Genomic DNA, 17,842 nt, shown 5'->3' on the forward strand with positions numbered 1-17,842 from the left:
TAATAGGGGCTTCTTGTTATGTCAAAATTCGTTTAGCGGTGGCTGTAATAAATATACTGACTTATGTTACTCATGGGGAAGATTAAATAAAAAAGCATCAGATTCCCATTGTTATAATTGTGGGCCGACAGGAGGGATGCATAAGTGTATACCACTTTTCATCCGTCCTAATCTCGACATCATTTGACTCCAACAGGTATCGGCTTCGGAAAATAGCCCACTTGGACGCCATAATTAATCATTGTTCGGATAAAGGTTGGACTTGGCTCAGCACAAGTGACATCCGTATTCATAAGAAATACTTGTGTCTTATTCGTATTAAATATAAATGGGGAGTTGCTTGCTCCATCACCATCGAGTTGAGCAATGGCCAATGATAAATATTCGTGTAAAGCGTGTGGATGCTCCGCGTTCAATAACCAGTGTTCATACGCTTCTGCCGTTATAATTTCTAACTCATAGCCAAGATCCTTCAGACCTTCCATAAAATCGAGATATGGTAAGGGGACAGGGTTGCACAGGTGAAATGTATGTCCGTTCGATTTAGGCTGGCGAGCTAATGCAACAAGTGCTTGGCTTGCATAATTTATCGGTGTAAAATCAACAAGCCAGTTCGCTTCCGGCGTTTTCCCTAAACAAAGCACGGATTTAATCATGCGATAAAAAGCATTATCATCCATATTACGTTGAAATTTACCTGTTTCAGAGTGACAAGTTAAATTTCCTACGCGGTAAATAGAAACTGGCATCCCATCTTGCACAGCATTTCTAACAAGCTTCTCTGCCTCTAATTTACTTTGGTTATAAACATTTTCAAGTGAAACATCGTAGTCAACATCTCCATGACCTTCATTAGGTACCGATTGTCTTGCAGCGAGCTCCTCTGAAATACCAATGGTTGAAACATGATGGAAATGCACGCCGGCTTTGCGTTTCGCAAGGTCAAGCAAGTACCTCGTGCCCTCAATATTGACATCGTGAAATTGTGCAGCTGCTCCAAAATGTCTTACATCGGCACCACAATGAATAATCGCATCGATTTCTTCAGCAAGTGTACGTTCGTCCTCGGTTGATAAATTGAGTGCACGTTTTCCTAAATCACCCTGAATGACGGAAACGCGCTTTTCCAGCATGGCAACGCTTGCATCTTCAAAATAAAATTGTATAGTATCTTTTAATTTTTCATCCGGTGTTGCATGTGAACCTTCTCTAATCAGACAGTATATATGGACGTTCGTTTTATCCAATAGCTCGTATAAAACATGACTACCTAAGTAGCCGGTTGCCCCAGTTAGTAAAACAGTATTCATTGGCAATGGTTTTGTGCTTTGAGCGATTGGCAGAGCACTTGGTTCCATCAAATCCTTCAGTACAAAGTCAGCTGATTGAGTTTGAGCAGTTGCATCATTATTCTCAAACTGGTAGCTACTTATATAGTTCTCTAATTCTGCAATGGTTTGATAGTGGAAGAAATCTTGGATTTTTAGAATTGGTGCATGTTTTTTTACTTGAACAAGAATTTCAAGTATTTTGAGTGAATGTCCACCAATATGAAAGAAATTATCATGAATTCCTACACGCTCAATACCAAGTACATGCTCCCAAGCTTGCGCTAACATTTGCTGTATAGCATTTTCAGGTGCATCATAGCGACTTGTTACGGGTGTTGCAACATCCATCTTAGCTAATTGTTTACGATCGATTTTACCGGTAGGGGATAAGGGCATTTCTTGCACTTCAATTAAGCGCTCAGGTAGCATATATTCAGGTAGATTACGTGCCAAATACGCGCGGATTTCCTCTTGTTCTACATGTTCACCGCCGGATACAGTGTAGTACGCGTATAAGCTATTATTGCCATCATCCATTTTCTTTGCGAGAATAACTGCTTCTTGAATGCTAGGTTGATTGGTCAACACAGCTTCGATTTCTCCTATCTCAATTCGAAATCCTCTTACTTTGATTTGTGAATCTTTGCGACCTACAAATTCAATGACGCCACTTGGTGATAAGCGCACTAAATCGCCTGTTCGATACATCAATTTCTCAGGCTCATGTGAAAATAAATGTGGGACAAATGCTTCAGCAGTTTTTTCAGGCTGATTTAAATAGCCAGCAGCTAAACCAGTACCTGCGATATATAATTCCCCGGGTTCATTGATAGGACAAAGTTGTCCTTCCTTATTGACAATATACATTTCATAATTTGCAATCGGTTTGCCGATAGGTATACTTGATTGACTGTCCTTTACATGATCTTTCACCCTGTAATAGGAAGACAAAACTGTGCATTCTGTTGGGCCATAGACATTAATAATTTCTGTATTTATGCCGAATTTTTCTTGCCACTTTTGTATAACAGCAGACATAAGTGCTTCTCCACCAACTGACAAATATTTAAGAGATGACAATGAATCTTTGTGCTCTATAGGCAAATAGGTAGCAAGTTGAGTAAAGAAAGCATTCGGTACAGTAGCCGCTGTCACTTGTTCACGCTTAATCATATCAGCAAATGCCTCAATCGATACCCGTTCTAAGCTTGTTAACATATGCAATCTAGCACCGGAGAAGAAAGCTGTAAATGTTTCCGTTATAGATGGATCAAAACTATAGGAGATAAATTGAGAAAAGACATCTTGCTCGGAAGATTGATAAATTCTTTGATTATCCGTTATTAAATTGATAACAGAATAATGTCTGAGCATCGTCCCTTTTGGTTTGCCTGTAGATCCCGATGTATATATGATATAGGCTAAATCAGCAGGAGCTAAATCGATGTTGATATTGTCTTTTGAAAAAGCTTGTTCCGTTTGATTCAGTGTAAATATGGTACGAGAGTGAAAATCGCTATGTAATAAATCATTAAGTAATTGAGTATGTTCAACTTTGGTTAATATAAATGGAGCACCTGTATCGTTCAATAGGTAATGACAACGTTCTCTCGGGTAGCCTGGATCAATGGGCACATATACGCCACCAGCCTTTAAAATGCCGAGCAGGCTGACCACAGTTTCCGGGCAACGTTCCATGACAATCGCTACATAATTGCCTTTTTGTAGCCCATTCGCTACCAGCATATGTGCAACCTGATTGGAGTGTTCATTTAGCTGACGATAAGTCATTGTGCCACCATCAAAAGAAAGTGCAATTCGATCAGCAAACAGCAACGCTGATTGATAAAAAATTTCCGGTATAGTTTTATCTTTTTCATAACAGGCTTTTGTTTGATTTAACGCAAGATATAGGTTTTTTTCTTCATTCGTTATCAGTTGCGTACGATTGGCAAGTAGCATTTGTTGGTCATAAATATTTGTTTTATGATTTGGTGTAACTAAATCCAGTCCTTGTTTTAAATTCAATCATGACAACTCCTATCTTGTAAAAAAAGTATTCAATGGAAAAGTCATTCCCACTGAATACCTTTTCATTATGATTTCACTATAAATGTATGAACAACAGTCAATAATTCAGTGGACAGCTCAGTTAACACTTGCGCCTCGTCTGAAACTTTGTTGACAGTATTTAGCTGAGTAACTGACGCTTCAGCCACACCTCGAGTATTATCTCTAGAATGTACCGAAAATTCCTCCATATCCTGAACGGATGAAGTTACTTCCTCCATACCTGCTGCCATTTCTTCGATTGTTGCCGATAGTTCTTGAATTCGACCTGAAACTTGATGAATCGATGTTAGAATTTGGCCGAAAGACTTCTCGGAATCGTTAATCATTAGTAAGCCATTGTCTACTTCCTCCACAGCACGTATCATCACATTGACAGATTCATTTGTATCATGTTGGATATGAGATATTAGTGTAGAAATTTCTCTCGCGGATGCCTCTGATTGCTCAGCAAGTTTGCGTACCTCATCTGCGACCACAGCAAAACCACTTCCTGCCTCTCCTGCACGAGCAGCCTCAATTGCAGCGTTTAATGCGAGTAAATTTGTTTGAGATGCAATCCCTGTAATAATACCAACGATTTCCTCGATTTTACCTGAATGTGCACCTAACATTTTAACGGATGCAGCTGATTGATTTACCGCGTCACTGATTGCATTCATCTGCGCCACAGATTTGTTGGTAGAATCGTTTCCTTTTTCAGCTTCCTCTGATGCAAGAATAGAGGATTCCGATATTTGATTTGACGTCATAGCGATACGTTGGATCCCGATACTCATTTCTTCAATCGTTATTGTACTTTCTTGTGCTTTTTGCACTTGTAAATCCGCACCTCCAGCAATTTCTTGCATGGATGAAGCTACATTGTTATATGAATCTGTTGCCCCCTGCATATGTGTAGATAAGACATGTGCCGAATTTGAGACACGTGATGAAACATTGGTTGCACTTTGAATGACTGTTCTCAGATTTTCAATCATGAGATTAAAGTTATTTGTCAACAAACCGATTTCATCGTTTGATTTAACGGGCAAGACTTCCAGCTCCAAATTACCCTCAGCTACTTTTCGCGATTGTTGTGAAAGCTGTTGAATAGGTGTTAGCTTCCTTTTCAATAGCGAATAAACTACGATTGAAGAACCAATTAAAAATAGGACTGTCACTAATAGTGTCCATAATACTTCTGACATCGCTTTAGCGGTTACCATGGATACATCATAGTCAATTGCATAAGCGGCTAGGATAGAGCCATCCTCAGCTAATATAGGTGTTAATCCAGTTTTATAGCTGCCAAAGTCATCGCTGTAAATATCGGTTGCAGTTGCTTTCTGTGTTTCAAATACCTCTTTAATTCTTGCTAGAAAATCAGAGGATAGCCCCATTTCAATCATGTCTTGATTATATTTTGCACCCAAATCCAGAACGCTGGACGATAGAACGGGAGCATTTATATTTTCACCATTTACTGTAATAAGAAATAGGTTTGTGATAATGTCTGAAGCATCGTTGATTTTATCCATTTCCTTTGTCAAAAGACGCGCATCTGGATTATCAGCGCTTGGTTGTTCCAATATAGAATTTAATGTATTAATATCAATTGTCTGAGATAAAATCATCCCTTTATCATAAAGAGATTGATCCATATCTTTTAAATTGCTATTTTTTACAATATAATAGGAGAGTCCCATAGTGACTAATCCGAATAACAATAAAATACTTACCATTATCACTGTCAATTTTTTGCTGATTGACAAGTGCTTTTTCTTACTTTTTTTCATACTCTCTCTTCCTCCTAAAATTACATATAAGACATATTTCTAGTGAAAATGGACATCCGATGATGTAATGGCAAAATGTAAATGAAATAGACATAATGTTGCAAGTAGCTAGTTTTATGTAATTACATATGGTATTCTTTTTACTTTTTTGTCAGTATTTACTTGATAAAATAGTAAAGTAATCCATTCATTTCCTAATCTAAATCCACTATACTGCCTATAAATACGATTCACAACCCAAAAAACTAACTATTTAAACAGTAAAACTTTGATGCTACTATGAAATATTTAGTATTTTTTTACCATTTAACTTAGGTATCAATGCATATAGTTGTCCAAAAAAAATACTATAATAGTATGAATGTGAAATTGATAGTGGATGTCCTATCTTAACGTCTGTGTACTCAAATAAATGAATAATGCTGTCTTGTTCTTGACATAGTACCTCGAACTACATAATTCAACTTAAAGAAGAATAAGGAAATAACATGAATGGCTTCCCATAGTTCATACTGAACATTAAAGGAAGCCTTCTGTTTGTACACTTCTAAATTTTCTTTTCTAAGTTATGTCTTTTAATGTATTTGTTATAGGTTAAAGGCTAAGTATAAGTCAGAACAAAGATACTAAATGTGAATTTGTTATAAAATATAACAAAATTAATTATAATAGAAGAAAATACTTTTAAGGATGTTTAAACATAATGGCGATAATAAAAATCAAGAAAATAAAGGTGCAAAATTTAAGAAATGTACGCAAGGGTGAGATGACATTTGCGGTGGATTTTGAGTCCTTTTTTAAAGCAAATGTTGTTGGTCTATATGGACAAAATGGTTCAGGGAAAACGACAATTGTTGATGCATTTGGTTTACTGAAGACGCTCATTTCTGGTTGGCTTGCTGACGTTAAACTGCCTACTCGAGAAAAACGAATGATTATGGCAGGGGCGGACAAAGCAAGTATCGATATAGAATTTCTTGTGGAAAATCAATTTGGTACTTTTTATGTCCATTATTTCGTGGAGTTACAAGAAGATGGAAAAAGACTGTACACAACGGCCGAACGAGTGACTTACAGAGAAAACAAAAAAGGCAAACGCACAAAGGTTCTTGTGTATGTGACAGAAGAGGATGTGCAAATACGTAATGTATCCCTCGCAGATATGAATGAAAAACAGCGTGTTAAAATGCTTGTCATCCATCAATTAGCAAGAAAGCAATATACGTCTTTTATCTTTCACAAAGATCTAAAGCTATTGTTACGAGAGAAGTTGACAGAACTAGAAATGGAACTGTTGCATAATTTGGCAATCGACTTTAATCAAGACTTGCATGTCGTAAACAATCAAAACATCGCCCCTTTATTTGAAGAGCGGTTTATGCCATTTAGCGTCCATTTAGAAAGAACGCGTGGCTCAATTTCTTATGATTTGAATGGACCAGCGTTATTACCAGAAGATGCTTTTTATGTATTATGCGAAGTGATTGAACAAAGTAATCGCGTATTGGCCACGATTATTCCAGGGCTTACCATTAAGATCAATGTTATTACAGAACAGACATTGGATAATGGTGAAAAGGGGATACGTTTTGAGTTTTTATCGCAGCGAGGTGACCGAGAATTACCTCTTCGTACTGAATCAGAGGGGATTTTAAAAATTATTTCAGTTCTTAGTGTACTAATCGCTGTCTATAATAATCCGAATGCTTGTGTGGTAATCGATGAATTAGATTCAGGTATATTTGAATATTTATTAGGTGAGTTGTTAACAGTGATGGATGAGGGCGGGAAAGGACAGCTTATTTTTACGTCTCATAATTTACGTGTGTTAGAGGTGCTTGCCATTAAAAATTTATGGTTTACGACGACAAATGAAAATTGCCGCTATATACAACTCAAAGGCATTAAAGAAGTAAATAATGCGAGAGATGTCTATTTACGTGCCATTCAGCTAGGCGGACAGGACGAAGAGGTTTATAGGGAAACAAAAACATTTAAAATTAAACGTGCTTTTAGAAAAGCAGGTGTGCAATATGACTAAAAAAGTATTATTAATTATTGTAGAAGGACAAACTGAACAAATTGTTTTAGAAGATTATTTAGATGAGCATTTTGTTAATTCGACGATTCGCTTTGATGTGCAACGAGAGGATATCTTAACAAAATGGGATGCTAAAAAGAATATACCCAATATTAAAAACAGTGTAGCACGAGTTATTCATAACTATTTAGAAAAGTATAAATTTCTAGCCAAGGATCTAACCGCTGTTGTTCATATTACAGATGCAGATGGTTGTTTTATCGCACCAGAATTTGTACAGGTAAAGTCTGATATTGAACAAAATTTATATTATACAGAGGATGCAATATTCGTAAAAACAGAGAAGCGTAAAGAGCAGATTGAACAACGTAATGAGATGAAGGCTAATAACGCCAAAATTCTAATAGCCAATGATTATTTTAGTATTAATCGCTTAAAAGTACCTTATCAGCTATTTTATTTTTCCACTAATTTAGAGCATGTTTTGTGGAATGAGCGCAATGAAGTTGCTACTGAAAAGATTTTAAAAGCGGATACCTTTATTGAGAACTTATCAGGCTCGATTGAAGAATATCTTGGCGCGTTTCTTCCTGTGAATCCAGCACTTTCTTATCGGGAAAAAATGAAAGAAAGCTGGGCTTTTTTAATGGATGGCTGTAATTCTCTTCAACGTGGAACGAATGTGCCGTTATTGTTTGAAATGATTAAGTCCACTGTGCAAAAATAAAATATGACAAGCCTCCCATGACAAGAAGTAAATGGGGGGTTTTTTCATGTTTAAAAATAAAATAAGCGGTGGACCTTTTTTATATGGCTCTTATTTTTGTAGATTTAAATGTACGAACTTAAAAAATTACTACCTAACTATGTGTGTTTTACAATGACATGTTTTCCTTAACCATTTCATAAGCTTTATAGGTATGATTTCATCACGTTAAGGAGGAGGCAAGCACATTCAAATACATGTTGTGCGGGCAGGTGAGTCCATATGGAGTATTGCGCAAGCTTATGGGACATCAGTTCAGAGCATTGTAGACGCCAATCAAATTCCCGAACCTAATAAATTAGTCATTGGGCAAGCACTTGTAATTCCAATTGTGGGGAGTTTTTATTATGTGCAGCCTGGAGATAGTCTATGGTCAATTGGACAACGCTTTGGTATCAATTATTTAACGCTAGCACAGGTAAATGGCATGAATCCAAATCAGCCTTTATCAATTGGTATGCGACTTTATATTCCGCCAGCTCCGAAAACAAGGGCTGAAACATTGGCATATTTAGAGCCGAGGGGTACATCTGTAAGTGAAGCACTATTGAGTCAAGCAAGAGAAGCGGGACCTTATTTAACGTACCTTGCCTTATTTAGCTATGAAGTAAGGAGAGATGGGACACTAAAGGTGCCACCAAGCCAAGGTGTGCCCGAAATTGCTAATGATACCAGGGCAGCACTGGCGATGGTGATCTCCAATTTGGAAGATTTCCGGTTTAGTGGCGAGTTAGCAAGGGATATTTTCCAAAGTACGGCCGTACAAGATTTACTATTTGATAACATTATTAAAGAAGCAAAGCGAGTAGGTAGCATTAAGGATATACATTTTGATTTCGAAAATTTACCAAGTGATCAAAGAGAGGCATACAACAATTTTTTAAGAAGAGCAGTGGAGCGGTTCCATGCAGAGGGTTATACGGTTTCTACAGCACTTGCTCCGAAAACGAGTGCCGATCACCAGGGTCCGTGGGGTGTTGCGCATGACTACAAAGCACATGGTGAAATTGTGGACTTTGTATTGCTAATGACTTATGAATGGGGCTATTCAGCGGGTCCACCTATGGCTGTTTCACCACTTCCTGAAGTAGAGGCAGTTGTAAAATATGCGGTAAGTGAAATACCTGCCAATAAAATATTGCTCGGACAGAACCTATATGGTTATGACTGGACACTGCCATTTGTGCAAGGAGGTCCCATTGCTGAGGCAGTTAGTCCACAAAGAGCTATTGAGATAGCTAAGAAATACAATGCAGCCATTCAATTTGATTGGAGAGCGCAAGCACCTTTCTTTGAATATTACGATGAACAAGGAAGAGCACATATTGTTTGGTTTGAAGACGCAAGATCTATACAAGCCAAGTTCAATTTAATCAAACTGTACAAGCTTCGAGGGGTTGGTTATTGGAAGCTAGGTCTACCATTCCCACAAAACTGGTTATTAATAGGCTCGAATTTTGATGTGGTGAAGAAATGAGGAATTATAGATATTACCTTTACTCAATACCCAATCTATTTTCTTCAAAGTGGAAATAATCTGTAAATAACATTCCCAATTTTGGTAATGTAGTATATAATTATGGTAAATAGTATTTTAGGAGGGATATTTTGGGTAAATTTAAAAAGTTAGGAATTATTTTGACGTCTACTGCATTTTCTGTTGGTGTGCTTTCACCCATTGCACATGCTTCTGCAAATGGAAAGGAATCACCAGAGAGAATTGAGATTCAAGTAGCTTCAACGGAGACGAATGTTACAAAAAGCACGCTTATTAAGCAATTGCGTACACTATTCCCCGATAAGTTTAATTTCGTAACAGATAATGATTTCCATACGGGACGTGGGCATTTCTTTAGAGATGATACGGCAATCCGTTACGAACTAAGCTTCCATAAAACAATCAATGGTAAAGATGTTTATGGTAGTTTTACCTTTAAGGGAGACGATTTAGAATTAGAAAATTTCCATTATCAACCTGCTAACATAGCAGATGCTGTCTACCCTGCAAAGTATTCAGAGGTTGAGGCTCAAAAAATTGCACAGGATTTTCTGAAAAAATTTCCGAATACGGCAAACTATAAACTGAGAGAAGATGGCTTCGGTTTTGGTTATGATATTAATATAAATAGACCGCTATCACAGCCAATTTCTTACTCATTTGTTTACTCACCAACACATAATGGTGTGCCGATTAGCGATCAGCAAATCTCTATTGATGTTCTAGGTAATGGAGAAATTACTGGTATGTATCGTAATACAGAGTCTAATAGTAAGGCCACATTCGATGGTTTAGAACAGAAAAAGAATGAGGCAGATATACTGGCACAAGTTCGTGATAACTTGGCAGTAGAACTACGTTATTTTATTGATTATAACTATCACACAGGCGACCGTAATGTAAAACTTGTCTATATGCCAGCTGCAGGTTTCAACGGCGTACATGCTTTAACAGGACAGTGGCAAACAGCGAATGGCTTCACTTCAAATGTGCCAAAGACGAAAAGCGTAGAAAAGCTTTCATCACAACCACTTTCACCGAGAAAGAGTGGCATGACGATAGCAGAGGTTGAAGAATTTGCAAAATCTTTCTTGAAAGTTGATTCTGACAAAGCAAAGCTACAGATTGAAATGGTTGATGAAAGAGAAAATGAAAATGGCGAGACAATTTACTCAGTAGGTTATATGTACATGTATGCTAACGGTGGCTCAGGCTCATCATTTGAAATTAATAAAGCGACAGGTGAAATTTTACAGTACCATGACTTACGTAGAGAATTCACCCAAACAAGTGATAAAGAAACTACTATTTCTAAGGATGCAGCATTGACGAAGGCTATCGAATACTTAAAGGAATGGGCTCCATCCTATGTGCATGAATATTCGAAACCAATTGATGATGTTGAATTTAATCAATATAGCAAACAATATCACTTCTCCTTCCCGCGTGTTGTAAATAATATTGCAGTTGTTGGCGATGAATTGTATGTAACTATTGGTGCTGATGGTTCACTAGGTTCTTTATCGATTAATAAGCAAAAGATTGATAATTGGCCAAATGCAAGCAAGGCTATTTCGGCTGATAAAGCAAAAGCATCCTATAGTGAGGCACTTGAGTTACAGCTCCAGTATGCTAAGCAAGATAGTGAGGATAAACAGCACTTTGATTTAGTGTATTCTCCAATTTTTGGTGGTAATTTATACAATCAAATTGATGCCATCACTGGTGAATGGCTAAATAGTATAGAAGGATCAAAAGAAAAACCATTAATTTCTCATCCAACGGCTGCTGATGAGTTGAATTACTTATTGAACCAAAATGTGTTAGAAGTTAAAGACCCAGCAAGCTTTAATGCAAATACAGCTGTGACAAAGGGAGAGGCATTGAAAATAATGCTGAAATCTATGACATATGGCTACTTTGGTCCTCAGGGTGAAGAGGGTGGTAAGCAATCCTTCAGTAATATAGATAGTAAGCATCCATTGTATGCTATCGTTGAACAAGCTGTAACGATGGGCATTTTACAACCAGCTGATCAATTTGCAGTAGATGCAACATTGACTCGTCAAGAGCTTGCGGAATGGTATGTCCGTGTACTACGTTTAGAAAATGCTGCAAAGCATAGCGACATTTACAAGTTAAACTTCGCTGATGCTGGCACTATTGATCCAAAGTACGCAGGATACGTTGCTTTAGCAAGTGCGATGGGATTAATCGATGCGCAGCAAAATAATTTTAACGCTACTGAAAAAGTGACATATGCTGATCTAGCCGTTTCGACAATTCGTTTAGCACGTGCCATTAACGAGCACAATAGTAGTCGTAATTACTACTAATAATTTAACTTTATGCACTAGATGAATACGATTTAGCGGAAAGGGCGTCTCCTCATTTGAGGAGATGCTCTTTTTAGGTTTGTTTGCTCTCTATTTGGGAATAATAATGATAGAAAGGAGTGTGTGAAATGGGAAGTTTTAAGTTTTTATTAGTAGCGCTTTTACTAGCAGGAGTGCTGTATGGTTGTAATAAGGATGAGGTAAAAAATGTACCCGCTAATGCTCCTACTGAGCAAAATGCTACGCAACAAGTGAACGAAGATACTGCCGAGCTAACGGAGTTTAACTTTTTAGAGTTTTCATTGGATGTTGATTATTCTGCAACAGAGTCCTATGAGGTAGAATTTGAAAATAAAAAATCAGGCATCGAAGCAAAGTTAAAAGATGATCGTAACAATGAAAAGCTCCAAGGTGATGAGGCTTATACAAAGTTAGAGCCATTATTTAAACAATTGACATTTGATTCGACAACACCCAATGATAAAGTGATTGAACAGGTAATTTCAGTATTTCATATTGCAGACGACTTCCAATCTATTGAAGTTGAAGTGGAGTTTTCTGATGGCACCGAAAAAGAATTTAAACAAATAAAGTAAATAAAGTTCCCTATGCATTTATTTGTATAGGGAATTTCACACTGTAGACAAACTGGAAAAAAGATTTTAGGGTTTGCCTAGTCCGTATGAAGAGAGGTGAAAATAATTGCTGTTTGATAGACCCTGTGTTATTATTGTCTCGAATTAAAGATATTTAATTTCAAGGTAACTGAAATGAGGGAGTCGTATGAAGGAAGGCAATCGTAATTTAAAAGCTTTTACGGTCATGTTCCGAGCTTATCAAGCAATTCAAGATGCGACAAAGAAGGATTTACTTCAATATGATTTAAATCAAACAGAATTTGGGGTACTTGAATTTTTGTACCATTTTGGCGAACAGCCGATTCAAGTCATTGGTAAGAAAATATTAATTGCTAGCAGTAGTATTACGTATGTTATTGATAAGCTTGAGCACAAAGGTCTTGTTTATCGTCGTGCTTGTCCTAGAGATCGGCGTGTTACCTATGTATTATTAACACGCGAGGGACAGGTAATGATGGAAAGAATTTTCCCACAGCATGAGCAGGTTATAAATGAGATTTTTGAAGTATTAGATCCACATGAAGTGGAAACAATGACCCTGTTACTAAAAAAGGTTGGCCTTAATGCCGCTAAAAAATAAAAATTTTTTACACATATATCTCGAAACTGAGATAAATAGAAGGAGTTAATAATATGAATCACTTAAAGGGAATCCACCACGTTACAGCTATTACAAGTAGCGCTGAAGAAAATTATAAATTTTTTACGTATGTGTTAGGCATGCGTTTAGTGAAAAAAACGGTCAATCAGGATGACATTCAAACGTATCACTTATTCTTTGCAGATGACAAAGGTAGTGCAGGCACAGATATGACATTCTTTGACTTCCCAAATATTTCAAAGGGTGTTCATGGTACAGATGAGATTTCAAAAACATCTTTCCGCGTGCCAACTGATGGCGCTTTAAATTATTGGGTAAAACGATTAAATCGTCTAAAAGTTAAACATACAGGCATAAAAGAACAATTCGGTAAGCAAACACTATCTTTCGTTGATTTTGATGACCAACAATATCAACTTATTTCAGACGAAAACAACACAGGTGTTGCTTCAGGCACACCATGGCAAGATGGTCCAATCCCTCTCGAGTATGCAATTACAGGATTAGGACCCGTATTTGTGCGAGTTGCTGATTTTAAATATTTTAAAGAAATGCTGGAAAAAGTAATGCTCTTCACAGAAATTGCAGAAGAAGGTGATTACCACTTATTTGAGGTTGGCGAGGGCGGTAACGGTGCACAAATAGTGGTAGAATATAACACAGTACTACCAGTAGCTCGTCAAGGTTTTGGTACTGTGCATCATGCTGCTTTCCGTGTAGAAGATCGTGCTGTTTTAAATGAGTGGACAGAACGTCTAGAAGGTTTTGGTTTTCATACATCTGGTTACGTAAACCGTCACTTCTTTGAATCACTCTATGCGCGTGTAGCACCGCAAATCTTATTTGAATGGGCAACAGATGGTCCAGGTTTTATGGGTGATGAGCCTTACGAAACGCTTGGTGAAAAATTATCATTGCCACCTTTCTTAGAACCTAAGCGTGCACAAATCGAAGGGTTAGTACGACCAATTAATACTGTAAGAAGTACGCATTCTTTCGATAAAGAATATGAGTAAAGTTTTAATATTTGGGGGTCGTATAAGTGGAATTTACAAAGCTAATTGATAAACGCCGTTCCGCAAACAATTTTATCCAAGAGGTCCAAATGACCGAGGAAGATATCCGTCCAATTTTAGAGGATGTGAAGCTTGCGCCATCTGCATTTAATTTACAACATGCAGAGTACATCATAGTCTTAGATGAACAAATGAAAGAAAGTGTACGCGAAGCGGCATATGGTCAATACAAGGTGTACACTGCTTCAGGCGTAATTTTAGTATTAGGAGATAAAGACGCCTATAAGCAAACGGCCCATATTAGCCAGGGGATGGTTGATTTGGGAATTATAACGGACTATGAGCTTCAGAATCTTATTGATGAAAATACGAATTTTTACGAAGAACGTGGCGAGGAATTTATGAAGGAAGATGCAATTCGTAATGCATCCCTTTCAGCTATGTTATTCATGTTGGCAGCGAAAAATCGTGGCTGGGACACATGTCCAATGATTGGTTTCGATCAAGAAAAAATGAGAGCTCTTTTCAATGTGCCAGACACGCATGAAATTGCACTGATGATTACAATCGGCAAGGAAAAAGAAAGTAGTCGTCGTTTACGTGGATATCGTAAACCGGTTGAAGAGTTTGCAACCTATTATTAAAGCGGAATACAATTAAATTGCAAAACAAATAATAATGGCAATGTACAATTAGGAGGAACATCATGAAAGTAGTAGCAATCGTAGGTAGTATCCGTAAAGAATCTTATAATATGCAACTAGCAAAATTCATTCAAAAACGTTATGCGGAAAAAGTGGAGCTTGAAGTATTAAGCTTACGTGATTTACCAATGTATGACCAAGATATTGAAAATGAAGCACCACAAACTGTGTTAGATTTTAAAGCAAAAGTAAAAGAAGCGGGTGCAGTACTTTGGGTAACACCAGAATATAATGGTACAGTGCCAGGTGTTATGGTGAATGCAATTGACTGGTTATCTCGTGTAGATAAAGTAATGGTTGGCAAACCATCTTTTGTAATGGGTGCATCAATGGGGAACTTAGGTACTGTCAAAGCACAATTACATTTACGTGATATTCTATTCTCACCAGGCATTAACTCTCCATTACTTGGAGGCAACGATGTGTATATTGGAGCAGTACACACAAAATTTGATGCTGAAGGTAATTTAACGGATGAGGGTACTGTTAAGTTCCTAGATCAAGTTATCGAGAATTTCTTAAACTGGGTGCCAAAATACGCTTAAAAAATAGAAGGATGATTTCTCTTTTGAATGGAGAAACATCCTTTTTGTTTTCAAATAAAGACTGTGAAATTGCTTCTGCATGAAATCTTCAAACTTTAACGTTATAATTTTATGAAAACCAAAATATGGCGGTAAGAAGATGAGTAAACTTTCATTAAAGCTTGGGATTATCTTTTTTGTTATATTATTTTGCATTGAGACGTTCATGATGTTCTTTTTACATGTTTCATTAGCCAATTCAAGGGTTGAGGAAGAACTGGACAGTTTACAAGCAAGGGGAAACTCGCATAGAACAATACTCGAACAAAATTTCAATTTGGAAACACTTTCTCATGTTGCATTAATGGAATCTGAAGCAAGGACAGATGTAGTGATAACAGATAAGGATGGAATAATATTAGCCCATTCACAATCACACCCTGAAACTCAAGATTACTTGAAGAACTTAAAGAAACCTGTCCCCTATATGGGCAGCATTTTAGCGGATAATTGGAAAAAAGAACAATTTATAGCCACGGTTAGCCCAATTCAAAAAGACCAAACAACGATTGGTTATGTGTTCATGTTTCAAAATACAGCGTCCATACATGCTTTAATGGAGCGATTAAATAAGCATTTCCTAATAGTTGGGATTGTCTCGGGATTGGTAACTATCGTAATCATCATTATATTATCTAGAAAGCTTGCTCAACCATTAATTCAAATGAAAGAAGCAACCCTAAAATTGACTAAAGGTGATTTTACAGTAGCTCTTACGACAAACGGTCAAGACGAGCTTAGTGATTTATCCAATGCGATACAGAAATTATCAGAGGAATTAAACCATTTGAGACAGGAAAGAAAAGAATTTTTATCGAGTATAGCACATGAATTAAGGACGCCTTTAACATTCATTAAAGGCTATAGCGACATTCTCATTAAGCGTGATTTAAGTGAGGAAGCTCGATATAAGTATTTAGTAATCATCAAAGAAGAAACCAATCGGCTTGCTCGTTTAATAAGAGATTTATTTGATTTAGCAAAGATGGATGAAAACTCCTTTGTCGTAGCTAAAGAACGTCTTAATATGACCGATTTTTTTGCAAATATTGAGGCGAGATTTAGTCCAGCTTTTCAGGAAAAACAAATTCATTTCACAGTGCAATGTGAAGATAAATTATCTTTAATGGCTGATCTATCAAGGTTTGAACAAATTATTATGAATCTACTTCATAATGCATTAGCATATTGCGCTGTTGGAGATACAACTATGGTACAAGTCAAACAACTCAACGAAACATTGCTAATAACGATTGAAGATACGGGAAAAGGTATTCCTAAAAAGGATCTTCCTTTTATTTTTGATCGTTTTTACAGGGTAGAAAAATCACGTACCCGTGCGCTAGGAGGTTCAGGAATAGGCCTTGCTATTGTTAAAGAGCTTGTACATGCACACGGTGGGGAAGTCACAGTACGTAGTGAAGAAACCAAAGGAACTACTTTTGAATTAATGTTTAAGGGAGTAGGAACGAATGAAAACAATCTTAGTAATTGATGATGAACCGAGAATGTTAGACTTATTAGCTCTCTATCTAGAGCCTAGTTTTCATTGCATTACAATGTCAGCTGTTCAAAATGCATTAAGCTATATAGAAGAACAACATGTGGATTTAGTATTGTTGGATGTCATGATGCCCGAAATGAATGGCTGGCAAGTATGTCAGGAAATTAGGAAGTATTGGGATGTACCCATTATTATGCTAACAGCTAAAGGGGAACAAGCTGATATTGTAAAAGGTTTAAATCTTGGGGCAGACGACTACATTGTAAAACCTTTCGACGAAGAAGAATTGCTTGCACGAATACATGCAGTGTTAAGAAGAACTAAACTTGTGGGACATGAAATAATGTTTGAAGGATTACGGTTAAATACAGAGTCCTTTGAATTGCATTTTCAGCTGGAAGAGATTCCTCTAACACCAAAAGAGTTTTCGATGATCGCATTATTTCTTGAATATCAAAATAAAGTTTTTTCAAGAGAGCATCTAATAAATACTGTGTGGGGATTTAATGTTTCGATTGAAGACCGGACAATTGATTCACATGTGCGTAATTTACGAGAAAAATTGAGGAAAAGTGGGTTTCCAGCTGATAATTATTTGCAAACCGTTTGGGGAATCGGCTACAAATGGCATAAATCCATTGATACAGACTGTTGATGACAAAATGAGCTGCTAAGGGTGTAAATACTCTAAATAAAAGTATGCTTGCATTAATGACTATAGAAAAAATCTTAGAATAGTACCTAAAACCAAAACAGATTGAGGGTCTGTCCCCAAAGTACAAACAACATGCTTAGAGGTATCCTATTATGCTGTTTTTTTGATGCAAAGGTAAACATCCGCGAAGACTCCTGTGAATCATATTTGCGACGAAAGCGTGAGTGAAACGTAGCGACAGGAGCAGTCATATATGCGACGAAAGCGTGAGTGAAACGTAGCGACAGGAGCAGTCATATTTGTGACGAAAGCGTGAGTGA

The 17,842-nt window shown here is 37.1% G+C and carries 13 protein-coding genes; 11 read left to right on the forward strand and 2 right to left on the reverse strand.

Annotated features, from left to right (window positions below):
- Nucleotides 1-179: 179 nt before the first annotated feature.
- Together ACOMCU_RS24495 and ACOMCU_RS24500 are read right to left on the reverse strand one after the other, a co-directional pair.
- Nucleotides 180-3,359 carry an amino acid adenylation domain-containing protein gene (locus tag ACOMCU_RS24495; RefSeq protein WP_421051717.1) on the reverse strand — a complete coding sequence of 1,060 codons (3,180 nt, stop codon included), beginning with the start codon at nt 3,357-3,359 and terminating at the stop codon, nt 180-182.
- A gap of 68 nt (nt 3,360-3,427) precedes the next feature.
- A complete protein-coding gene (locus ACOMCU_RS24500; RefSeq protein ID WP_421051718.1) occupies nt 3,428-5,179 on the reverse strand; it encodes a methyl-accepting chemotaxis protein in 1,752 nt (583 codons plus the stop codon).
- 703 nt (nt 5,180-5,882) lie between these two features.
- On the opposite strand from ACOMCU_RS24500, the gene ACOMCU_RS24505 reads away from it, so the two are divergent.
- From ACOMCU_RS24505 to ACOMCU_RS24555, 11 genes are all read left to right on the forward strand, one after another.
- Nucleotides 5,883-7,220 (forward strand): AAA family ATPase, encoded by a 1,338-nt coding sequence (locus ACOMCU_RS24505; protein ID WP_010857075.1) that lies wholly within the window; start codon nt 5,883-5,885, stop codon nt 7,218-7,220.
- On the forward strand, nt 7,213-7,947 hold the full coding sequence (locus tag ACOMCU_RS24510; protein ID WP_010857076.1) for a hypothetical protein: 735 nt from the start codon (nt 7,213-7,215) through the stop codon (nt 7,945-7,947). The genes ACOMCU_RS24505 and ACOMCU_RS24510 overlap by 8 nt, the downstream gene beginning before the upstream one ends.
- A 226-nt stretch (nt 7,948-8,173) precedes the next feature.
- Complete coding sequence (locus ACOMCU_RS24515; RefSeq protein WP_421051723.1) at nt 8,174-9,463, forward strand: glycoside hydrolase family 18 protein; 1,290 nt, start codon at nt 8,174-8,176, stop codon at nt 9,461-9,463.
- Between the two features lie 131 nt (nt 9,464-9,594).
- Nucleotides 9,595-11,820, forward strand: a complete 2,226-nt coding sequence (locus ACOMCU_RS24520; protein ID WP_421051719.1) for a YcdB/YcdC domain-containing protein — start codon at nt 9,595-9,597, stop codon at nt 11,818-11,820.
- A 128-nt stretch (nt 11,821-11,948) separates the two neighbouring features.
- The gene (locus ACOMCU_RS24525; protein WP_010857079.1) at nt 11,949-12,416 is read left to right on the forward strand and encodes a YusW family protein; all 468 of its coding nucleotides are present in this window, start codon (nt 11,949-11,951) and stop codon (nt 12,414-12,416) included.
- Between the two features lie 187 nt (nt 12,417-12,603).
- Entirely contained in the window at nt 12,604-13,038 is a 435-nt protein-coding gene (locus ACOMCU_RS24530; protein ID WP_010857080.1) for a MarR family winged helix-turn-helix transcriptional regulator, read from the forward strand.
- Nucleotides 13,039-13,091: 53 nt separating this feature from the next.
- On the forward strand, nt 13,092-14,075 hold the full coding sequence (locus ACOMCU_RS24535) for a ring-cleaving dioxygenase (RefSeq protein WP_010857081.1): 984 nt from the start codon (nt 13,092-13,094) through the stop codon (nt 14,073-14,075).
- A gap of 26 nt (nt 14,076-14,101) precedes the next feature.
- Nucleotides 14,102-14,719, forward strand: coding sequence for a nitroreductase family protein (locus ACOMCU_RS24540; RefSeq protein ID WP_421051721.1), 618 nt, complete (start codon nt 14,102-14,104; stop codon nt 14,717-14,719).
- A 62-nt stretch (nt 14,720-14,781) separates the two neighbouring features.
- Complete coding sequence (locus ACOMCU_RS24545; protein ID WP_010857083.1) at nt 14,782-15,324, forward strand: NADPH-dependent FMN reductase; 543 nt, start codon at nt 14,782-14,784, stop codon at nt 15,322-15,324.
- A 139-nt stretch (nt 15,325-15,463) separates the two neighbouring features.
- Nucleotides 15,464-16,858, forward strand: coding sequence for a sensor histidine kinase (locus tag ACOMCU_RS24550; protein ID WP_010857084.1), 1,395 nt, complete (start codon nt 15,464-15,466; stop codon nt 16,856-16,858).
- The gene (locus tag ACOMCU_RS24555) at nt 16,836-17,522 is read left to right on the forward strand and encodes a response regulator transcription factor (RefSeq protein ID WP_010857085.1); all 687 of its coding nucleotides are present in this window, start codon (nt 16,836-16,838) and stop codon (nt 17,520-17,522) included. The genes ACOMCU_RS24550 and ACOMCU_RS24555 overlap by 23 nt, the downstream gene beginning before the upstream one ends.
- Nucleotides 17,523-17,842 lie beyond the last annotated feature (320 nt).

The sequence above is a fragment of the Lysinibacillus sp. UGB7 genome, assembly GCF_049058285.1.
Taxonomy (GTDB): Bacteria; Bacillota; Bacilli; order Bacillales_A; family Planococcaceae; genus Lysinibacillus; species Lysinibacillus sphaericus_B.